The sequence below is a fragment of the Polyangium sp. 6x1 genome (assembly GCF_029946515.1).
In the GTDB taxonomy this organism is placed as follows: domain Bacteria; phylum Myxococcota_A; class Polyangia; order Polyangiales; family Polyangiaceae; genus Polyangium.
Genome location: NZ_JARZHH010000023.1, coordinates 90590 through 105985, shown reverse-complemented (window position 1 = coordinate 105985; position 15396 = coordinate 90590). Strand labels below are relative to the sequence as shown.

The window sequence follows — 15396 nt, the reverse complement described above, 5'->3', positions numbered from 1 at the left end:
TCCACGCGCTGCTCCCGCTTCCACCTCCGCGCCCTCCCGATCTAGGATGCGCGCCCCACCCGATGACCCAGCCACGCCCCTCCACGCCGAGCTCCTCGGCCCATCCGCTGAAGGTCGCGCTCTTGCTCTTCGGCTCGGGCCTCTCCGCGCTCGTGTACCAGACCGCCTGGCAACGCGAGCTCCGCCTCGTGTTCGGGTCGTCGACGGCCGCGAGCGCCGCCGTGCTCGCCATTTTCATCGGCGGCGCCGGCGCGGGCAGCTTGCTCTTCGGCAAGCGCAGCGACGCCTCGCCGCGGCCGCTCCGCCTCTATGCGCGGCTCGAGTTTGCCATTGCGGCGCTCGCGGCCCTGAGCCCGTTCGCGATCGACCTCGCGCGCGTGGTGTATCGCGCCGCGGGCGGGACATTTCAGCTCGGAATGACGCTCGGCACGGCGCTGCGCCTCGCGCTCGCCGCCCTCGTCATCGGCGCGCCCACGGTCCTCATGGGCGGCACCCTGCCCTCCGCCGCGCGCGCGGCCGAGAGCCAGACGGATTCGCAGAGGCGCGCCGTCGGCTGGCTTTACGCGGCGAACACGCTCGGCGCGGTCGCGGGCGCCACGCTCTGCACGCTGCTGCTCCTCGAGACGCTCGGCACCCGCCGCGCGCTCTGGGTCGCCGCGCTGCTCAATGCGATCGTCGCGGCCATCGCGCTCCTCGTGGACAAGCGGCTCGCGCCCATGACCGAGGAGCCGGCCGCGAAGGCGGACGAGAGCGCGGGCGCCACGGACACGAAAACCAGCCTGCCACCGCGGTTCGTTCTAGCCTTCGCCGCGCTCTCGGGGTTTCTCTTCTTCTGGCTCGAGCTCGTCTGGTATCGCCTCCTCGGCCCGCTGCTCGGCGGCACGGTGTACACGTTCGGCGTCATCCTCGCCGTCGTCCTCCTCGGGATCGGGCTCGGCGGGCTCCTCTATCCCCTCCTTTTCCGCAAGCGCGCCCCGTCGGCGCGGGGGCTCGCGCTCACGGCGGCGCTCGAAGCGCTCTTCGTGGCCGTTCCTTTCGCGCTCGGCGACCGGCTCGCCGTGCTCGCGCTCGCGGTCCGGCCCGAGGCGGGCGCGGGGCTCTTTCATTACGTGCCGGGATGGATCGCGCTCACGGCGATCATGGCGTTTCCGGCGTCGCTCGTCGCCGGCGCGCAATATCCGCTGCTCGTCGCGCTGCTCGGCCAAGGCCGGACCCGCGTCGGCTCGCACCTCGGCACCGTGGGCGCGCACAATACCCTCGGCGCCATGGTCGGCTCGCTCGCCGGCGGCTTTTTCCTCGTCCCCTCGCTCGGCGCCCTCGGCTCGATGCGCGCCGTCGTGTTCGGCCTGCTCGCCATGGCCGCGGGCGCGGCGTTCTTCGCGATTCGCGTGCCTGCGCTGCGCCGCATGATCGCCGCGCCGCTCTCGGCCGTGCTCGCGCTCGTGGCCATTCTCTCGCCGGGCCCCTCGGCCGTCCTCCGGCACACGCCGATCGGCGCGGGCCGCGTCGATCGGGTCTTGCTCGACACCCCCGCGTTCACGCGCTCCTGGATCGAGGACGTCAAGCGCGCGATCCTCTGGCAGACCGAGGGACGCGAGAGCAGCGTGGCCATCGACGGCACCGACGGCATCGCGATGGTCGTCAATGGCAAGATCGACGGCAATGCGCGCGGCGACGCCTCGACGCAGGTGATGGGCGGCCTCCTCGGCGCCTTGCTCCACCCCGATCCGAAACACGCCATGGTGATCGGCTTCGGCACCGGCAGCTCCGCCGGGTGGCTCGGCAAGGTGCCCAGCATCGAGCGCGTGGACGTCGCCGAGCTCGAGCCCTCCATGCTGGAGATCGGCCGCCGCTGCGCGCCGGTGAACGAGGACGTCCTTTCGAATCCGAAGGTTCGTGTCCTGCTCGGCGACGCGCGGGAAATCCTCCCGACCGTCCCGTCCCGCTACGACGTCGTCTTCTCCGAGCCCTCGAATCCCTACCGCGCGGGCGTCGCGGGCCTGTTCACGCAGGAGTATTACCGCGCCGTGCGCGGCCGGCTCAAAGAAGGCGGGCTCTTCCTGCAATGGGTGCAGATCTACGAGATCGACGTCGAAACGCTCCGCACGATCTATGCGACGCTCGCCTCGGTCTTCCCGGCCGTCGAGACGTGGTATCTCGGCTGGAGTGATCTCGTCCTCGTCGCCTCCGAGGCGCCGCTCACGCACGACGTGGACATGCTCCGGACGAAGCTCGCCGCGGAGCCTTATCGGCGTGCGCTCCTGAATGCCTGGCGCACCGAGGGCGTCGAGGGGCTCTTCGCGCATTACGTCGCCGGCCCTCCGTTCGCGCGGGCCCTCGCCGACGTGCCCGGCGCCGTCTTCAACACGGACGACCGGAACCGCGTGGAGTTCGGCTTCGCGCGGGCCGTCGGCAATTTCGGCTCGGTGTCCACGTTCTTCGAGCCCGTCCGGCATCGCAAGGAGGATCGGCCGACGCTGAAATCGGGCACGCTCGATTTCGTGCGGGTCGCGGAGGATCGCGCGGCCCAGGTCGCGGGCGACGGATCGGATCCCGCGATGCCCGAGCACCTCACGCCCGAGGCCGAGGTGCGGGTGCAGGCGCTCGTCAATTACGCGGCCGGCAACCTCGAAGGCGCGATCGCGAAATGGGCCTTCCAGGAGCAGGCCCCGGTTGGCCCGGTGGAGACGACGCTCGTGGCCGAGGGGCTCGCGTGGAAGGGCGACGACGGCGTGCTCCCGCTGCTCGAACGGCACGCGCGTGATTTCCCGATCGAGGCCGACGTGATCCGCGCCCGCTACGAGCACGCGAAGGGCCGGCGCGCCGAGGCCGTGAAGCTGCTCGAACGGGCCTTCGCCGCCTACCGGCGGGATCCGTGGCCCTCGACGGTGGTCATGAGCCGGGCGATGGACCTCGCGCGCGAGCTCGGCCAGAGCGCGCCCGCCGACGCGAAGCGCCTCTTCACGGCGCTCGACACGCCCTTCTCGGTGCTCGTGCTCGAATCGACGCGGAGAAACCTGCGTGTCGATCTCTCCGAGGTGCTGCCCGAGGAGAATGCGTGCGTGGCGGCGTTCGCCGTGCTGGAGCCGCACCCGCCGTGGGACGAGCGGATGCTCGGGCTGCGGCGCGATTGTTATGCCCGCTTCATGCACCCGCTCGCGGCGGAGGCGTCCCGCGCGACGGAGCGGCGGGCGGCATGCGTGGGATGGCGCGGGTGGCTCTCGTGCTTGTGAGATTGGCGTGATCGGATGGGCCGTAGCGACTCGATTCGGTATCTTCCTCCGCAATGAACCGTGACCTCGTCCACCTCTCGCCCACGGTGCGCGCTCGGCTCGCGCGCGTCGGAGCGAACACGGCCCACGCGACCGCCGCCGCGCGCGTGCCGGTAAGCGGCGAGCTGAGCACCGAGCAGTTTTTCACCTTCTGGGAAGCGCTCGGCGCGTCGTCGGCCCCCGACGTCGGCCTTCGGTTGGCGACGGAGACGCAGGTGCACGAATACGACATCTCGTCACTCGCGGCGCTGCACTCGCCCGACCTCGGCACCGCCTTGGCCAAGCTCGCCCGCTACAAACGGCTCTGCGGGCCGAAGGACATGGCCCTCGACACGAAGGGGAAAGAGGTCGCGATTCACACGACCTACCTGCACGCGCCCGGCCCCATGCCCCCGCGCCTGGTCGATGCATCCCTCGCCTCGCTCCTCGTGCTCTTGCAACGAGGCAGCGGGCTCGCCCTCGCGCCAAAGCGCGTCGAGCTCTCGCGTGCGCGCAGCGACGAGCCCATGCTGATGCGCTTCTTCGGCTGCCCGCTGCGATTCCGCGCAGAACGCGACGCGCTCGTCCTCGAGGAGCGCCTCCTTTCGACGCCCTTCGTCACGCACAACGCCGATCTTTTGCAGATTCTCCTCCCGAGCCTCGACCAGAAGCTCGCGCCGCTCGAACAGGGCTCGTTCGTCGACGAGGTCCGCGCGGTCCTCGCGCGCCGCATGTCGGGCGAGCGGCCGAGCGTCGCGAAGGTGGCGCGCGAGCTCTCCCTGAGCACGCGCACATTGCAAAGGCGACTCGGCGAGCTCGGGGTCAGTTATCAGCACGTGCTCGACGAGGTTCGACATCACACCGCGCTGCGCCTCCTGCGCAAGGACGACGTCGACGTCAACGAGATCGCCTTCCTGCTCGGCTTCGACGAGGTCAACTCCTTCACGCGGGCGTTCCGCGCCTGGGAGGGGACCACCCCGCATCGTTGGCGTGATTCGATGTAACTGTGGCGCGATCGGATTTGAGGACGGGCGCTCGGAGCACGATGCTACGGGCATGACGAAGAACAACGCGCAGGTCTGGTTCATCACCGGTAGCTCGCGTGGCCTCGGCCGCGCCCTCGCCCTCGGCGTGCTCGCCGCCGGCCACCGCGTCGTCGCCACGGCGCGCAAGCCCGCCGATCTGGACGACCTCGTGAAACAATACGGCGACCGCGTGAAGGCAGTGGCGCTCGACGTCACGCAGCCCGATCAAGCCGTGCTCGCCGTGAGTCGAGCGATCGACGCCTTCGGTCGCATCGACGTGCTCGTCAACAATGCGGGCTACGCCAACATCGATTCGGCCGAAGACATCCCGCTCGACGATTTCCGCGCGCAGATCGACACGAACTTCTATGGCGTCGTGCATGTCACGCGCGCGGTGCTACCCGTGATGCGCAAGCAACGCAGCGGGCGCATCCTGCAAATCAGCTCCATCGGCGGCCGTCGCGGCGGCACGCCGGGCCTCGGCGCCTACCAGGCGGCGAAGTTCGCCGTCGCAGGCTTCAGCGAGGTCGTGCGCAACGAGGTCGCGCACCTCGGCATTCAAGTCACCATCGTCGAGCCGGGCGGCTTCGGCACCGACTGGGCGGGCAGCTCGATGAAGATTCACACGACGCAACCCGACTACGAAGCCAGCGTAGGCGCGACCAACAAGCGGCTCCGAGGCAACCCCAGCGCGGCGCGCGGCGTGCCCGAGAAAGCAGCGAAGGTGCTGCTCGAGCTCGCGTCCATGGAGAAGCAGCCGCGACGCCTGCTGCTCGGGAGCGACGCATACGTGCTCGCCAAGCTGACGCTGCAAGAGCTCGGCGAAAGCGACGACGCCCACCGAGCCCTCAGCGCAAGCACCGACGCCGACGGCCTCCCCGACTTCGCCGACACCGACGTGGGACGCGAGATGCTGAAGCTCTCCCGCCCTCCCCAAACCTGAGCACGGGTCTCAGCCGGGAGCGCCGCGCCGGGGCGCTGCCCCGGGCCCCGCGGGGGCTATTCGCCCCTCGACCCGAACCAGGGCCAGCCCTGGACCTCTGGGCATCGACTGCGCGAAGCGCAGTCGATGCGGGGAAAATTTTTAAAGCTGTCCGCCCCCTCTTTGCAGGGCCAGCCCTGGACCTTTGGGGGACGAACTGCGCGATGCGCAGTTCGTCCCACAGGCCGTTGGTACCACGTCGCCCGTTGAACCGTCAGCGCGGCTGTCTTGGCTGGCAGGATCGCCTGCTGGTCTTGACCCGGCTGTTCGATGAACTGCGCGGAGCGCAGTTCATCGACCCTCAGTCCAGCGCGGGCGCTGGTCCGGGTGCAGGGGCGGATAGCCCCTGCTGGGGCCTGGGGCAAAGCCCCAGCGAAGCGCCTCCTCGTGCGTTTGGCAGGATTGGGCAAGAAACGGAGCGGTCCGTTCTACATGTCGACCAGGCGCGATCCCTAGGCTTCCCAGCCGAAGGGAGAACACCATGCGTATCTTCATCACCGGTGCGACGGGATTCGTCGGATCCGCCGTCGTGCGAGAGCTCCTCACCCATGGCCACAACGTCCTCGGGCTCGCGCGGTCCGAGGCTTCCGCTGCGGCGCTCGAGCGCGCGGGCGCGGGCGTGCTCCGCGGGTCGCTCGCCGACCTCGACAGCTTGAAGCGTGGCGTGTCCGAAGCCGACGGCGTCATTCACTGCGCCTTCGACCACGACTTCTCGAACTTCGCGGCCAGCGCGAGGGCCGAGCAGGCCGCCCTCGAAGCGCTCGGCGCGGCGATCGTCGGCTCCGATCGTCCCATCGTCATCACGGGCGGCACCATTGGCCTCGCGCCCGGGCGCCTTCTCACCGAGGACGACGTCGGAAGCTCGTCGCTCCCGCGCAAGGCCCAGGAGATCGCCTTGGCGCTCGCGGCGCGGGGTGTGCGTGCCTCGGTGATCCGTCTTTCGCCGTCGGTGCACGGGGACGGCGACCGCGGCATGGTCCCGAGCCTCATCCAGAGCGCGCGAGAGAAGGGCTTCGTCACGTATGTCGGCGCCGGCGAGAACCGATGGTCCGCCGTGCATCGCCTCGACGCTGCGCGCCTCTACCGGCTCGCGCTCGAGAAGGGGATCGCGGGTGCGAGGTACCATGCCGTCGACGACGAAGGCGTGCCCATCCGCGCCGTCGCGGAGGTGATCGGACGGCGTCTCGGCGTGCCTGCCGTCTCGAAGTCGCCCGAGGAGGCCGCGTCGATCCTCGGCTTCATCGGCCACGTCCTCGCCATGGATGGTCCCGCCTCGAACGCGCTCACCCGCGAGCGGCTCGGATGGGCGCCGACCGAGCGTGGCCTGCTCGAGGACCTCGAAAAGGGCACGTACTTCGACGCCTGACGTGGGTCAGCGCCGCGCGCGCAGGCTCCTCGCGTCGACGCCGGGGGGCGCGCCGTACGCGCGCTTGTACTCGCGGCTGAACTGCGACGGGCTCTCGTAGCCGACGGCGTGGGCGATGGCCGCCACATCCTCGCGGCCGCCGAGGAGCCTCGCGCGCGCCTCCTGCAGGCGGATCCGCTTCTGGTACTGGAGCGGGCTCATGAGCGTCACCGCGCGGAAGTGGCGGTGGAACGAGGTGACGCTCATCGCCGCCATGCGCGCGAGATCCTCGATGCGCAGCAACGCGGCGTAGTTGTCGCGCATCCATCGTATGGCCCGGCCGAGCTGCGAGAGCCGGCTGTCGGCGAGGCCGATCTGCCGGAGCCGCGGCCCCTGCTCGCTGCAAAGGAGCCGCCAGAGGATCTCGCGTTCGACGAGCGGGCCGAGCACCGGAAGATCACGCGGGCGGTCGAGCAGGCGCACGAGGCGTACCACCGCGTCGAGCAGGTCTTCCGCCGCCTCGCTGACGCCCACGCCGATCGCCTCCACGGGCGCGCGCTCGATCGTCGCCGATTCGAGGAGGAGCGTCGCCACCTGCGCCGGGCGAGCCGCCATCGCGAGGGCGACGTACGGCCTCTCGGGGGTCGCCGACGGGATCCGGAAGGTCATCGGCAGGTCGACGGAGACGACGAGGGACGCGCCCTTTCCGCACGTGAACACCTGGTCGCCGAGCACGAGCTCCTTTTCGCCCTGGACCACCAGCGCGAACCCAGGCTCGTAGACGTGGGGGCGCGGCTCGAGCGTCTGCCGCACCGCCACGAACGTCAGCCCGAGCGTCTCGTTGCTCCACGACGCGACGGGCGCGGGCCCCACGTGGCGGAGGATCGTCGATGTCAGCTCGTGCCAAGGATCCACGCCCTCCAGTCTGCCTCATTTGCCCGACGGGGGTAGGATCGTGCATCTGCGTGGGCCTGCCGGCGGGGGCCGACCGCCGGGACCTGGCTTTGGGGCCTCCCCAAAGACAACCCCGACCGCCGGGACCTGGCTTTGGGGCCTCCCCAAAGAGCACTCCGAGCGGCCGGACCTGGCTTTGGGGCCTCCCCAAAGAGCACTCCGAGCGGCCGGACCTGGCTTTGGGGCCTCCCCAAAGAGCACTCCGAGCGGCCGGACCTGGCTTTGGGGCCTCCCCATGACGCATCCCGACTGCGGGGACCTCGCCATGGGGCCTCCCCAAAGAGCACTCCGACCGCCGGGACCTGGCTTTGGGGCTTCCCCATGACGCATCCCGACCGCCGGGACCTGGCTTTGGGACTTCCCCATGACGCATCCCGACCGCCGGGACCTCCCTTTGGGACGTCCCCATGACGCATCGCGGCAACCGGGACCTCCCTTTGGGTCGTTCCCATGACCGATCCTGTGAGATTCATTGCGGAAGAGAGGGCAGGACGTGCCACTTTCCGTCGGCGGGGTCGACGCGGTGCAATCGACTGTTCTGCACGATGTACAGCCGGTCGCCGAGCGCCGTCATCGCCTCGGTCCCCGCCCACGCCGGATCCCCGAGCACCTTCCACGTTCCGTCCGCGGGATCGACGCGGTGCAATCGACTGTTCTGCACGATGTACAACCGCCCGCCGAGCGCCGTCATTGCCTCGGTCCCCGCCCACGCCGGGTCCCCGAGCACCTGCCACGTTCCATCGGTGGGATCGACGCGGTGCAATCGACTGTTTTGTACGATGTACAGCCGCCCGCCGAGCGCCGTCATTGCCTCGGTCCCCGCCCACGCAGGATCTCCGAGCACCTGCCATTTTCCATTGGTAGGATTGACGCGGTGCAATCGACTGTTTTGCACGATGTACAGCCGGTGCCCGAGCGCCGTCATCGCCTCGGTCCCCGCCCACGCCGGAGCCCCGAGCACCTGCCATTTTCCGTCGGCGGGATCGACGCGGTGCAATCGCTTGTTTTGCACGATGTACAATCTGTGCCCGAGCGCCGTGATCGCCTCGGTCCCCGCCCACGCCGGATCCCCGAGCACGCGCCAGCCTCCATCCATGGAACGGACGCGGTGCAGCCGGCTATTCTGAACGATGTAGATCCTGCCCTGCAGCGCCGCCATTCCCTCGGTTCCTCCCCAGGCGGCCGGATTGGCGAAGGCGTCCGCCGTCGTGGTCAGGACGCACGGCGCGACGAGCGCACAGACGAAGATCGTGGATGCGGCGCTGCGGAGGGTGAAAACGAGCGAACGCGCGAAGTGCGCGAATCGGGAGGAGGAATTTCCGTTCATGAAATGCTCCGGCGTGGGCGGCAACGTGCCATGTCCCGCGGCGAAGCAAGGTGAGTTCCATCGATCACGCGCCGATGTGGGGCCGCGGCGCTTCCGGCATGTTCGCCTCTCTCAATGAGGCTCTTCCGGCGGCGGCACGTAACATCCGATCTTCCTCGGCTCCCGCCCGATCCAAGGACCGAAGCATTTCAAGCAATCCCCGTCGATCACGCACGCATCGACGCCGACGGCGACGGCCGAGGGGGAAACGAGCCCCTCGATCGGCTCCCACGCTTCGTACATCCAAGGCGTCACGTCGCCGAAGGTCGACCGAAATCCACCTTTGCAGCGAACGGCGCCGTCACCGAAGATCGCGCACGCTTGCGCCATCTGCATGTCGGCGTCGACGATGTCCGCGCCGAACGACGAGACCGCCTCCTCCTGCCCATAACACGGGAGCTTCTCGTCCGAAAGCGAGACCTCCTCGTTCTGACAGGCGCACGCCAGCGTGCCTCCGACTTGCAGCACGCAGCTTCCATGCAAGAGCCGCGCGGGTGCCGCGGTCAGGCGAAAATCGCGGTAGGCGAGCTGCTCGTCGAGCGAGATCCCGACCGAAGAATCCTCCGGCCAGAGGTTGCCCCAGCACCGCACCTCGCCCGCCGTCGTCGTCCCGCACGTATGCAGGCGGCTCAACGCGAGCCCGCCCATCGGCGGGAGGATCTCGAGCTCGAACGGCGTCAAATCGAGGACGGACCCGTCCTTCAATGGATTCGTCGGGAAATAGGCCGTCCGCTCGCCCCAGCACGTGACCCGTCCGCCCTCCAGGCGCGCGCAGCTATGCCATTCCCCCACGTCGACCTCGACGACATGTTCGAGGCCGCCGATCTTCGTCGGGACCCGCGTCGAAGTCCGACTGCCAATGCCGAGCTGACCGTTACGGTTGTCCCCCCAGCACGACACCGTGCCATCGCGGTGCAGCGCGCAGCCGTGCCGGAAACGGAAGGCGACGGAGACGACGTCGTCGAGCCCCTCGATGCGCCTCGGAGTCCGATCCTGCACCCCATAAAACGGTGCGTTCTTCTCGGGCACGATCGAGGGTTGAGGCACATTCGAAAAGCCCCAGACGGTGCCGTCGGCGAGCACGACGAACGAAGCGACCTCGGCCGCGGCGATCTGCGTCATCGGGGCCGGGAAGAAAAATTCCTCCGTGGCGGGTGTCGGGGGAGGAGGATCGCCGGAGAGGGGGACGGAGTCGACCGGACCCGCGCAGGCGACGAACAGAGGAGCGGCGAGGCAAGCAAACGAGCCGAAGCGCTTCATGCCCCGAGTGTAGCGCCGATGGGAAGCGCGGCGCGGGGAAGCATGATTGGGCCGCGGGAGGAAGGAGCCGGGACGCTCGCTCTTCCATCGCCCCCCGACGGCCCGCGCGGCCCCGCGAGCTTTCGGCCCATGGCCGTGCGCAATCGCATTGACCTCCGCGCCAACTGAGGAGTATGCGGCTCGGGGGGCGGAAAAGGTGGAACGAGCATGCTTCTCAGGGATAAAGTAATCATTGTCACGGGCGCGACGTCGGGCATCGGCGAGGCGACGGCGCTCACGGCCGCGCACCAGGGCGCGAAGGTGGTCCTCGCCGGCCGCCGCGAGGAAAAGGGCGAAGCGCTCGCGGAGCGCATCCGGAGCGAGGGCGGAAAGGCGCTCTTCGTGCGCACGGACGTCTCCGTGCCCGCGGACATCGAGGCGCTCGTGGCGCGCACGCTGCAGGCCTTCGAGCGTCTGGACGGCGCGTTCAACAACGCCGGGATTCCCGGGCCGATCGGGCGGCTCGCGGACCTGCCGGTGGAGGAATACCGCAAGCTCATGGCCGTCAACCTGGATTCCGTGCTGCTCTGCATGCAGCACCAGATCCGGGCGATGCGCAAGACCGGCGGCGGTGCCATCGTCAACTGCGCCTCCATCCTGGGCCTCGTCGGGGCCGGGACGTTCGGCGCGTATTCGACGGCCAAGCACGGGCTCGTCGGCATGACCAAGGCAGCGGCGGTGGATTACGCCGCCGAGGGGATCCGCGTGAACGCGGTGCTGCCCGGGCCGGTGGAGACGGAGATCTGGAACCACGTGGACCAGGGCCAGTCGGTCTTCGCGGCATTCACGTCGGGCGTGCCGATGCAACGTTACGCGCGGTCGGAGGAGATCGCGAAGCCCGTGGTGTTCCTCCTGTCGGATTGGTCGTCGTATGTGACGGGGACCAGCCTGGCCATCGACGGCGGGTACATGATCACCTGAAAAAGCCTGCGCGCTCGCCTCGTCGGCCGGAAAACCCTCGCTTCAGGGCGAGGTTTTTCCGAGCCCCGCGAGCGCCTTCACCGCCGGCGCCGCCGCATCACTTTTCGTATCGGCGAGCGCGAGGAGCGCGCCGCGCTCTTTCATGAGCACGAGCATCGTGATGATCCCACGACGGTTCGTCGCATCGGTTTGCGCCGCGTGAAAGAGTCGGTATCGCAGCACGGTGCGCGACACGGCGTGCGGTCTCCCCCAGTGCCCGACGTCCCCGAGCCCCGCTGCGACGGCGTCACCCACCCACGTCTGACGCACGCCGCGCACCACCACGTCCGCGGCGTCGCCGGCGCGCGTCCCGAAGCGAATGAGCCTCGCGAAGGTTGGATCCTCGTCCGTGATGGGGCTCGGGACACTCGTGAGCCCCATCTTGATTTGCTCTTTTTCCGGCTCGTCGAAGCCGTCGATGGCCGAGAGCAGCCGCGCCATCGAGCCGGAGCCCCCGAGCAGGAGCGCGACCGCCGCGTCGACGCGACGCGCCTTGTCGCCGAGGTTCGCTTCGAGCTTCGCCTGCGCCGATGGGTCGAGCGCGATCAAGGCGAGCCCGTGGGCCATGGAGCGACGCACGTCGCCGAGCGTCGCGCTGTCGAAGAGATCGACCATATCCATCACGTTCGCCGGTGCAGCGCGCTCCGAGAAGACCTCCCCATAACACGAAGCGACGAAGTCGGACTTGGGCCCGCCCTTCGCGATCTGTGCCTTGATCTTCGGGAAGAGGCTCGCCTTCGTCGCGTCGTCCGCGCACCAGGCGAGCGCCTCACAAGCCTCGAGGCGCGCCTCTTCGTGCCAGGTCGTGTCCTCGATGAGCTTCATGAGGGGTTGCACCGCGCGTGGATCCGCAAAATGAGCGAGCCCCTCGGACGCGCCATATGCGAGCGCGCGCAGCGCCATGCCGAGCATCGCGATCGGGGCCGTGGTCAGCGCGTCCTCGGTGATGTCGAGCGCGGGATCCTTCTTGCGTTCGAGCTGGGCCAAAAGCTTCGGGAACGACGGCTCGTCGTGGGCCATCCCGATGTAGCCAAGACCGGATTGTGCGAGCTGGATGGTGTAGGGGAAAGGCGGCGACGCGCCCTTCGCCGGGAGCGGCGTCTTCGGGAAGGCCCATCCGCGGAGGAGGCCGAGCCCCTTCGGGGATCGAAGCGCCGCGAGGAGCGCCATTGCACTGTCCTCCGGGTGGTCCGACATTTCACGGGTCCACGCGACGAGGGCGTCCTCGACAGCCGCCCGGATCTCGTCGACCTTGTCCGGGTGCATCGCCGCGAGGTCGATCAGGCGACGCGCCAGTCGGACGCGCTGATCGTCGCGGAGGAAGTGATGACCATTGGTATCCTGCTCCCACCAGCGCTCCTCTGCATAAAGGTCGCTCGGCTTGTGCTTCATTCGCTCCGCGAGCAGACGCAGGGCCCGGAGGTCACCGACCTCCGCGAGCCGAGCGCCGACCACGCCTTGCCAGTGCATCGACGGCTTGTTCGCCTCGACCCAGGCGAGGAGCGGGTCGGCGCTGCGCGGGTCCGCGACCTGGCGGAGCGCATCCATGAGGTACCTGGTCTGGAGAAACATCCCCTCCGGCGTCGTCGTATCGACGACATCGAGCGCGCGGACGAGGCCCGGTCCGCCGAATCGGTCGGCGATCTCGGCGACATGGTCCGTCCAAGCGGGACTCTTGTCGCGCTGCAATGCTTCGAGCAACGGTTCGATTGCGTCGGCGCGCGGGGCCACCGTCGCGGGGGCCGCCGTCTCCGCAGGCGCGGGCGCGGGCGCGACGACGATCGGAGGCGTGGGGGTCGTCTTCGGCGGCGGCGGCGGCGATGCAGAGCAGCCGAGGAGGAAGGAGAGAAAGAAAATGCCGCGGCCTCGAAGCATGATGCCGCCGACATAACCGTTTTTTGCGCAGGAAGCAATCCGGAAGGCCCGTCGGTCCGCGGTCACCGCTCGCGGATCACGTCCGCAATCAGGAGCATGAGGACGAGCGAACCCGCCCCGAGGTAGATCAGGCTCGCGGCGCTCGGGAGGAAGATTCCGACGAGCGCCCCCGCCATTGCGATCGCCGCGGGCAGCGCGATCCGTCGCCGCTCCGTCAAGGCGAGCGTCCCGAGGACCGCCGCGAGCAGGACGAGATCGTTCACGAGGACGTGGTCGAGCGGCGTCCCGAGTCGCATGGCGATGAGCCGGTGCACGAGCATCACGCCCTCCACCCCGACGACGATCGCGGCCGCCCGCCGCCCGATCCGGTTCTGGGAGAGCCCCCGCCACCGCCATGCGATGATCACGAGGACCATCAGCAAGATCGCGCCATTCACCACCACGACGAGCTTCAAGGTCACCTCGGCGTGGAGGAGCCGGCGAGAGGCGAGGCCGCCGATCACGATCACGGCGCCGAGGAGCGCCACGCGCAAGGTCACGAGCTCGCGCCGGATCACGAGGCGGTCGAGCACTGGATCCCGGGGCAAATGCGCCTCGATCGCCGCGAGCAGCGCGTGCATCGAGGCAAACCGCGCCGCGGGATCCTTCGCCAGTCCCGTGACGAGGATCGGCCCGAGCCACGCAGGCGCCTTCCCGCGCTGCGCCGGGATCTCCGGCGCGCCCTCGACGACGCGGCGCGAGAGCGCGACGAAATCACCGTCGAGCGAATAAGGGGGCACGCCATACGCCGCGTGGTAGAGCGCCGCGCAATAGCTCCATTGGTCACTCGCCGCGGTCGCGCGCTCCCCGCGGAGCTGCTCCGGCGCCATGAACGCCGGCGTCCCGACGATGGCACCCGAGGGCAGGAGCGACACGTCGAGCGGCCCGGCCTTCCCGCTCGTGGGCTCGGCCTCGCGCTCCGCCTCGCCGTTCGCCCGCGCGCCCCGCCCGACGAGCGCGGCGATCCCGAAATCGACGATCCGCGGGCGCCCGTCCTTGCCGAGGAGCACGTTCTCGGGCTTGAAATCGCGGTGCACGAGGCCCGCGTCGTGCACCGCGGCGAGGCCGCGCGCGGCCCCGAGGAAGAGGCCCAATACCTCGTGAAAAGGGCGCGGGCGCTCGGCGAGGTGGGCGCGCAGCGTGGGGCCCTCGACGAACTCCATGGCCAGGTACACGCGGCCCTCGTGCTCGCCGGCCTCGTGAATGGCGACCACGTTCGGGTGCGCGAGGCGGCCGAGGGCCTGGCCTTCGCGCAGGAGCCAGCCCACGCCGGCCACGCTCGGGCGCAAGAGCTTGATGGCCACGCGACGATCGAGCGTTTCATCGTAGCCCATGCAAACGACGCCCATCGTCCCCTCGCCGAGCTTGCGCACCACGACGTATCGGCCGATTCGCGCCGATATGGGGGGGGCATCGGGGAAAACCGCGGGGGGCCGCGCGACGTGCTCCGCCCGCGCCCGCTCGTCGCGGAGCGCCTCGGAGAGCAGCAAGGGGCGCGGCGCGAGGAAATCAGGATCGGCTTTCCGATCATGATCGAGCAGCCGCTCCACGGCCGCGCGGAGCGCCACGTCGCCCGCGCATTCGGCGTCGAGCAGGCGCCGCGCCTCCTCGGGCCCCCGATCGACGGCGGCGTCGAAGAGCTCCTCGACGCGCAGCGGATCGGGCCGCGCCGTCGTCACGGCTGCGCTCCGCGGGAGAGCACGTCGTGCAGATAGGCCCGGGCGAAGCGCCATTCCCGCTCGACCGTGCGGGTCGTGACGCCGAGCGCCTCCGCGATCTCCTGGTCCTGCAATCCGCCGAAAAACCGCATCACCACGACCCGCGCTTTGCGGGGATGCTCGGCCTCGAGGCGAGAGAGCGCCGCGTTGATCGAGAGCACGTCCTCGATGCCGAGCAAATCCGCGTCGACGGCGATTTCCACGTCGAGGGGCTCGGCCCGCTGTCCGCCGCCGCGCTTCGCCGCGACCTTCCTGCGCACGTGGTCCACGGTGATCTCGCGCATCGCCTGCGCCGCCGCGGCGAAGAAATGCCCCCGCCCGCTCCAGCCGGGCCCCGGCGACCCGACGAGCTTCAGATAAGCCTCGTGCACGAGCGCCGTCGGCTGAAGTGTATCGCCCGGCCGGAGGCGCGCCATTTGCGCCGCCGCGATGCGGCGCAGCTCCTGATAAACGAGGGGCAAGAGCTCCTGGGTCGCCTGCTCTCGCCCCGCAGCAATCTCGGCGATGATCCGCGTGACCTCGTGGTGCATGGCAAGAGGCCATCATCACGGGATTTTTACGCGCGTGTAAAGAGCCGAGCAG

Annotated in this window: 11 protein-coding genes; 5 read left to right on the top strand and 6 right to left on the bottom strand. The window is 69.5% G+C overall.

The window, feature by feature from the left end:
• Positions 1–62: 62 nt before the first annotated feature.
• The 4 genes from QHF85_RS22300 to QHF85_RS22285 all read left to right on the top strand — a co-directional run bounded on the left by QHF85_RS22300 (position 63) and on the right by QHF85_RS22285 (position 6624).
• Positions 63–3233: a fused MFS/spermidine synthase gene (locus QHF85_RS22300; protein ID WP_281329287.1), complete on the top strand. Its 3171-nt coding sequence runs from the start codon at positions 63–65 to the stop codon at positions 3231–3233.
• 53 nt (positions 3234–3286) lie between these two features.
• Positions 3287–4255 (top strand): AraC family transcriptional regulator, encoded by a 969-nt coding sequence (locus QHF85_RS22295; protein ID WP_281329286.1) that lies wholly within the window; start codon positions 3287–3289, stop codon positions 4253–4255.
• Between the two features lie 52 nt (positions 4256–4307).
• Positions 4308–5219: an SDR family NAD(P)-dependent oxidoreductase gene (locus QHF85_RS22290; protein ID WP_281329285.1), complete on the top strand. Its 912-nt coding sequence runs from the start codon at positions 4308–4310 to the stop codon at positions 5217–5219.
• A 520-nt stretch (positions 5220–5739) separates the two neighbouring features.
• Positions 5740–6624 carry an SDR family oxidoreductase gene (locus QHF85_RS22285; RefSeq protein ID WP_281329284.1) on the top strand — a complete coding sequence of 295 codons (885 nt, stop codon included), beginning with the start codon at positions 5740–5742 and terminating at the stop codon, positions 6622–6624.
• A 6-nt stretch (positions 6625–6630) separates the two neighbouring features.
• On the opposite strand, the gene QHF85_RS22280 is transcribed toward QHF85_RS22285, so the two are convergent.
• From QHF85_RS22280 to QHF85_RS22270, 3 genes are all read right to left on the bottom strand, one after another.
• A complete protein-coding gene (locus tag QHF85_RS22280) occupies positions 6631–7518 on the bottom strand; it encodes an AraC family transcriptional regulator (RefSeq protein ID WP_281329283.1) in 888 nt (295 codons plus the stop codon).
• Positions 7519–8026: 508 nt separating this feature from the next.
• Positions 8027–8884 (bottom strand): hypothetical protein, encoded by an 858-nt coding sequence (locus QHF85_RS22275; protein ID WP_281329282.1) that lies wholly within the window; start codon positions 8882–8884, stop codon positions 8027–8029.
• Between the two features lie 111 nt (positions 8885–8995).
• Positions 8996–10183 carry an RCC1 domain-containing protein gene (locus QHF85_RS22270; RefSeq protein WP_281329281.1) on the bottom strand — a complete coding sequence of 396 codons (1188 nt, stop codon included), beginning with the start codon at positions 10181–10183 and terminating at the stop codon, positions 8996–8998.
• A gap of 207 nt (positions 10184–10390) precedes the next feature.
• Between QHF85_RS22270 and QHF85_RS22265 the strand changes: the two genes are divergently transcribed.
• Positions 10391–11143 (top strand): glucose 1-dehydrogenase, encoded by a 753-nt coding sequence (locus QHF85_RS22265; protein WP_281329280.1) that lies wholly within the window; start codon positions 10391–10393, stop codon positions 11141–11143.
• Between the two features lie 42 nt (positions 11144–11185).
• Here QHF85_RS22265 and QHF85_RS22260 read toward each other — a convergent pair whose 3' ends face one another.
• The 3 genes from QHF85_RS22260 to QHF85_RS22250 all read right to left on the bottom strand — a co-directional run bounded on the left by QHF85_RS22260 (position 11186) and on the right by QHF85_RS22250 (position 15344).
• Positions 11186–13057 carry a hypothetical protein gene (locus QHF85_RS22260; RefSeq protein WP_281329279.1) on the bottom strand — a complete coding sequence of 624 codons (1872 nt, stop codon included), beginning with the start codon at positions 13055–13057 and terminating at the stop codon, positions 11186–11188.
• Between the two features lie 62 nt (positions 13058–13119).
• Positions 13120–14775, bottom strand: a complete 1656-nt coding sequence (locus QHF85_RS22255) for a serine/threonine-protein kinase (RefSeq protein ID WP_281329278.1) — start codon at positions 14773–14775, stop codon at positions 13120–13122.
• Complete coding sequence (locus QHF85_RS22250; RefSeq protein ID WP_281329277.1) at positions 14772–15344, bottom strand: sigma-70 family RNA polymerase sigma factor; 573 nt, start codon at positions 15342–15344, stop codon at positions 14772–14774. The genes QHF85_RS22255 and QHF85_RS22250 overlap by 4 nt, the downstream gene beginning before the upstream one ends.
• Positions 15345–15396: the final 52 nt, after the last annotated feature.

Excerpts from the sequence above, each read along its gene's own strand:
- QHF85_RS22300 (WP_281329287.1), top strand. The coding sequence starts at position 63 with ATGACCCAGCCACGCCCCTCCACGCCGAGCTCCTCGGCCCATCCGCTG.
- QHF85_RS22265 (WP_281329280.1), top strand. The coding sequence starts at position 10,391 with ATGCTTCTCAGGGATAAAGTAATCATTGTCACGGGCGCGACGTCGGGC.
- QHF85_RS22275 (WP_281329282.1), bottom strand. The coding sequence starts at position 8,884 with ATGAACGGAAATTCCTCCTCCCGATTCGCGCACTTCGCGCGTTCGCTC.
- QHF85_RS22295 (WP_281329286.1), top strand. The coding sequence starts at position 3,287 with ATGAACCGTGACCTCGTCCACCTCTCGCCCACGGTGCGCGCTCGGCTC.
- QHF85_RS22260 (WP_281329279.1), bottom strand. The coding sequence starts at position 13,057 with ATGCTTCGAGGCCGCGGCATTTTCTTTCTCTCCTTCCTCCTCGGCTGC.
- QHF85_RS22250 (WP_281329277.1), bottom strand. The coding sequence starts at position 15,344 with ATGCACCACGAGGTCACGCGGATCATCGCCGAGATTGCTGCGGGGCGA.
- QHF85_RS22290 (WP_281329285.1), top strand. The coding sequence starts at position 4,308 with ATGACGAAGAACAACGCGCAGGTCTGGTTCATCACCGGTAGCTCGCGT.
- QHF85_RS22285 (WP_281329284.1), top strand. The coding sequence starts at position 5,740 with ATGCGTATCTTCATCACCGGTGCGACGGGATTCGTCGGATCCGCCGTC.
- QHF85_RS22270 (WP_281329281.1), bottom strand. The coding sequence starts at position 10,183 with ATGAAGCGCTTCGGCTCGTTTGCTTGCCTCGCCGCTCCTCTGTTCGTC.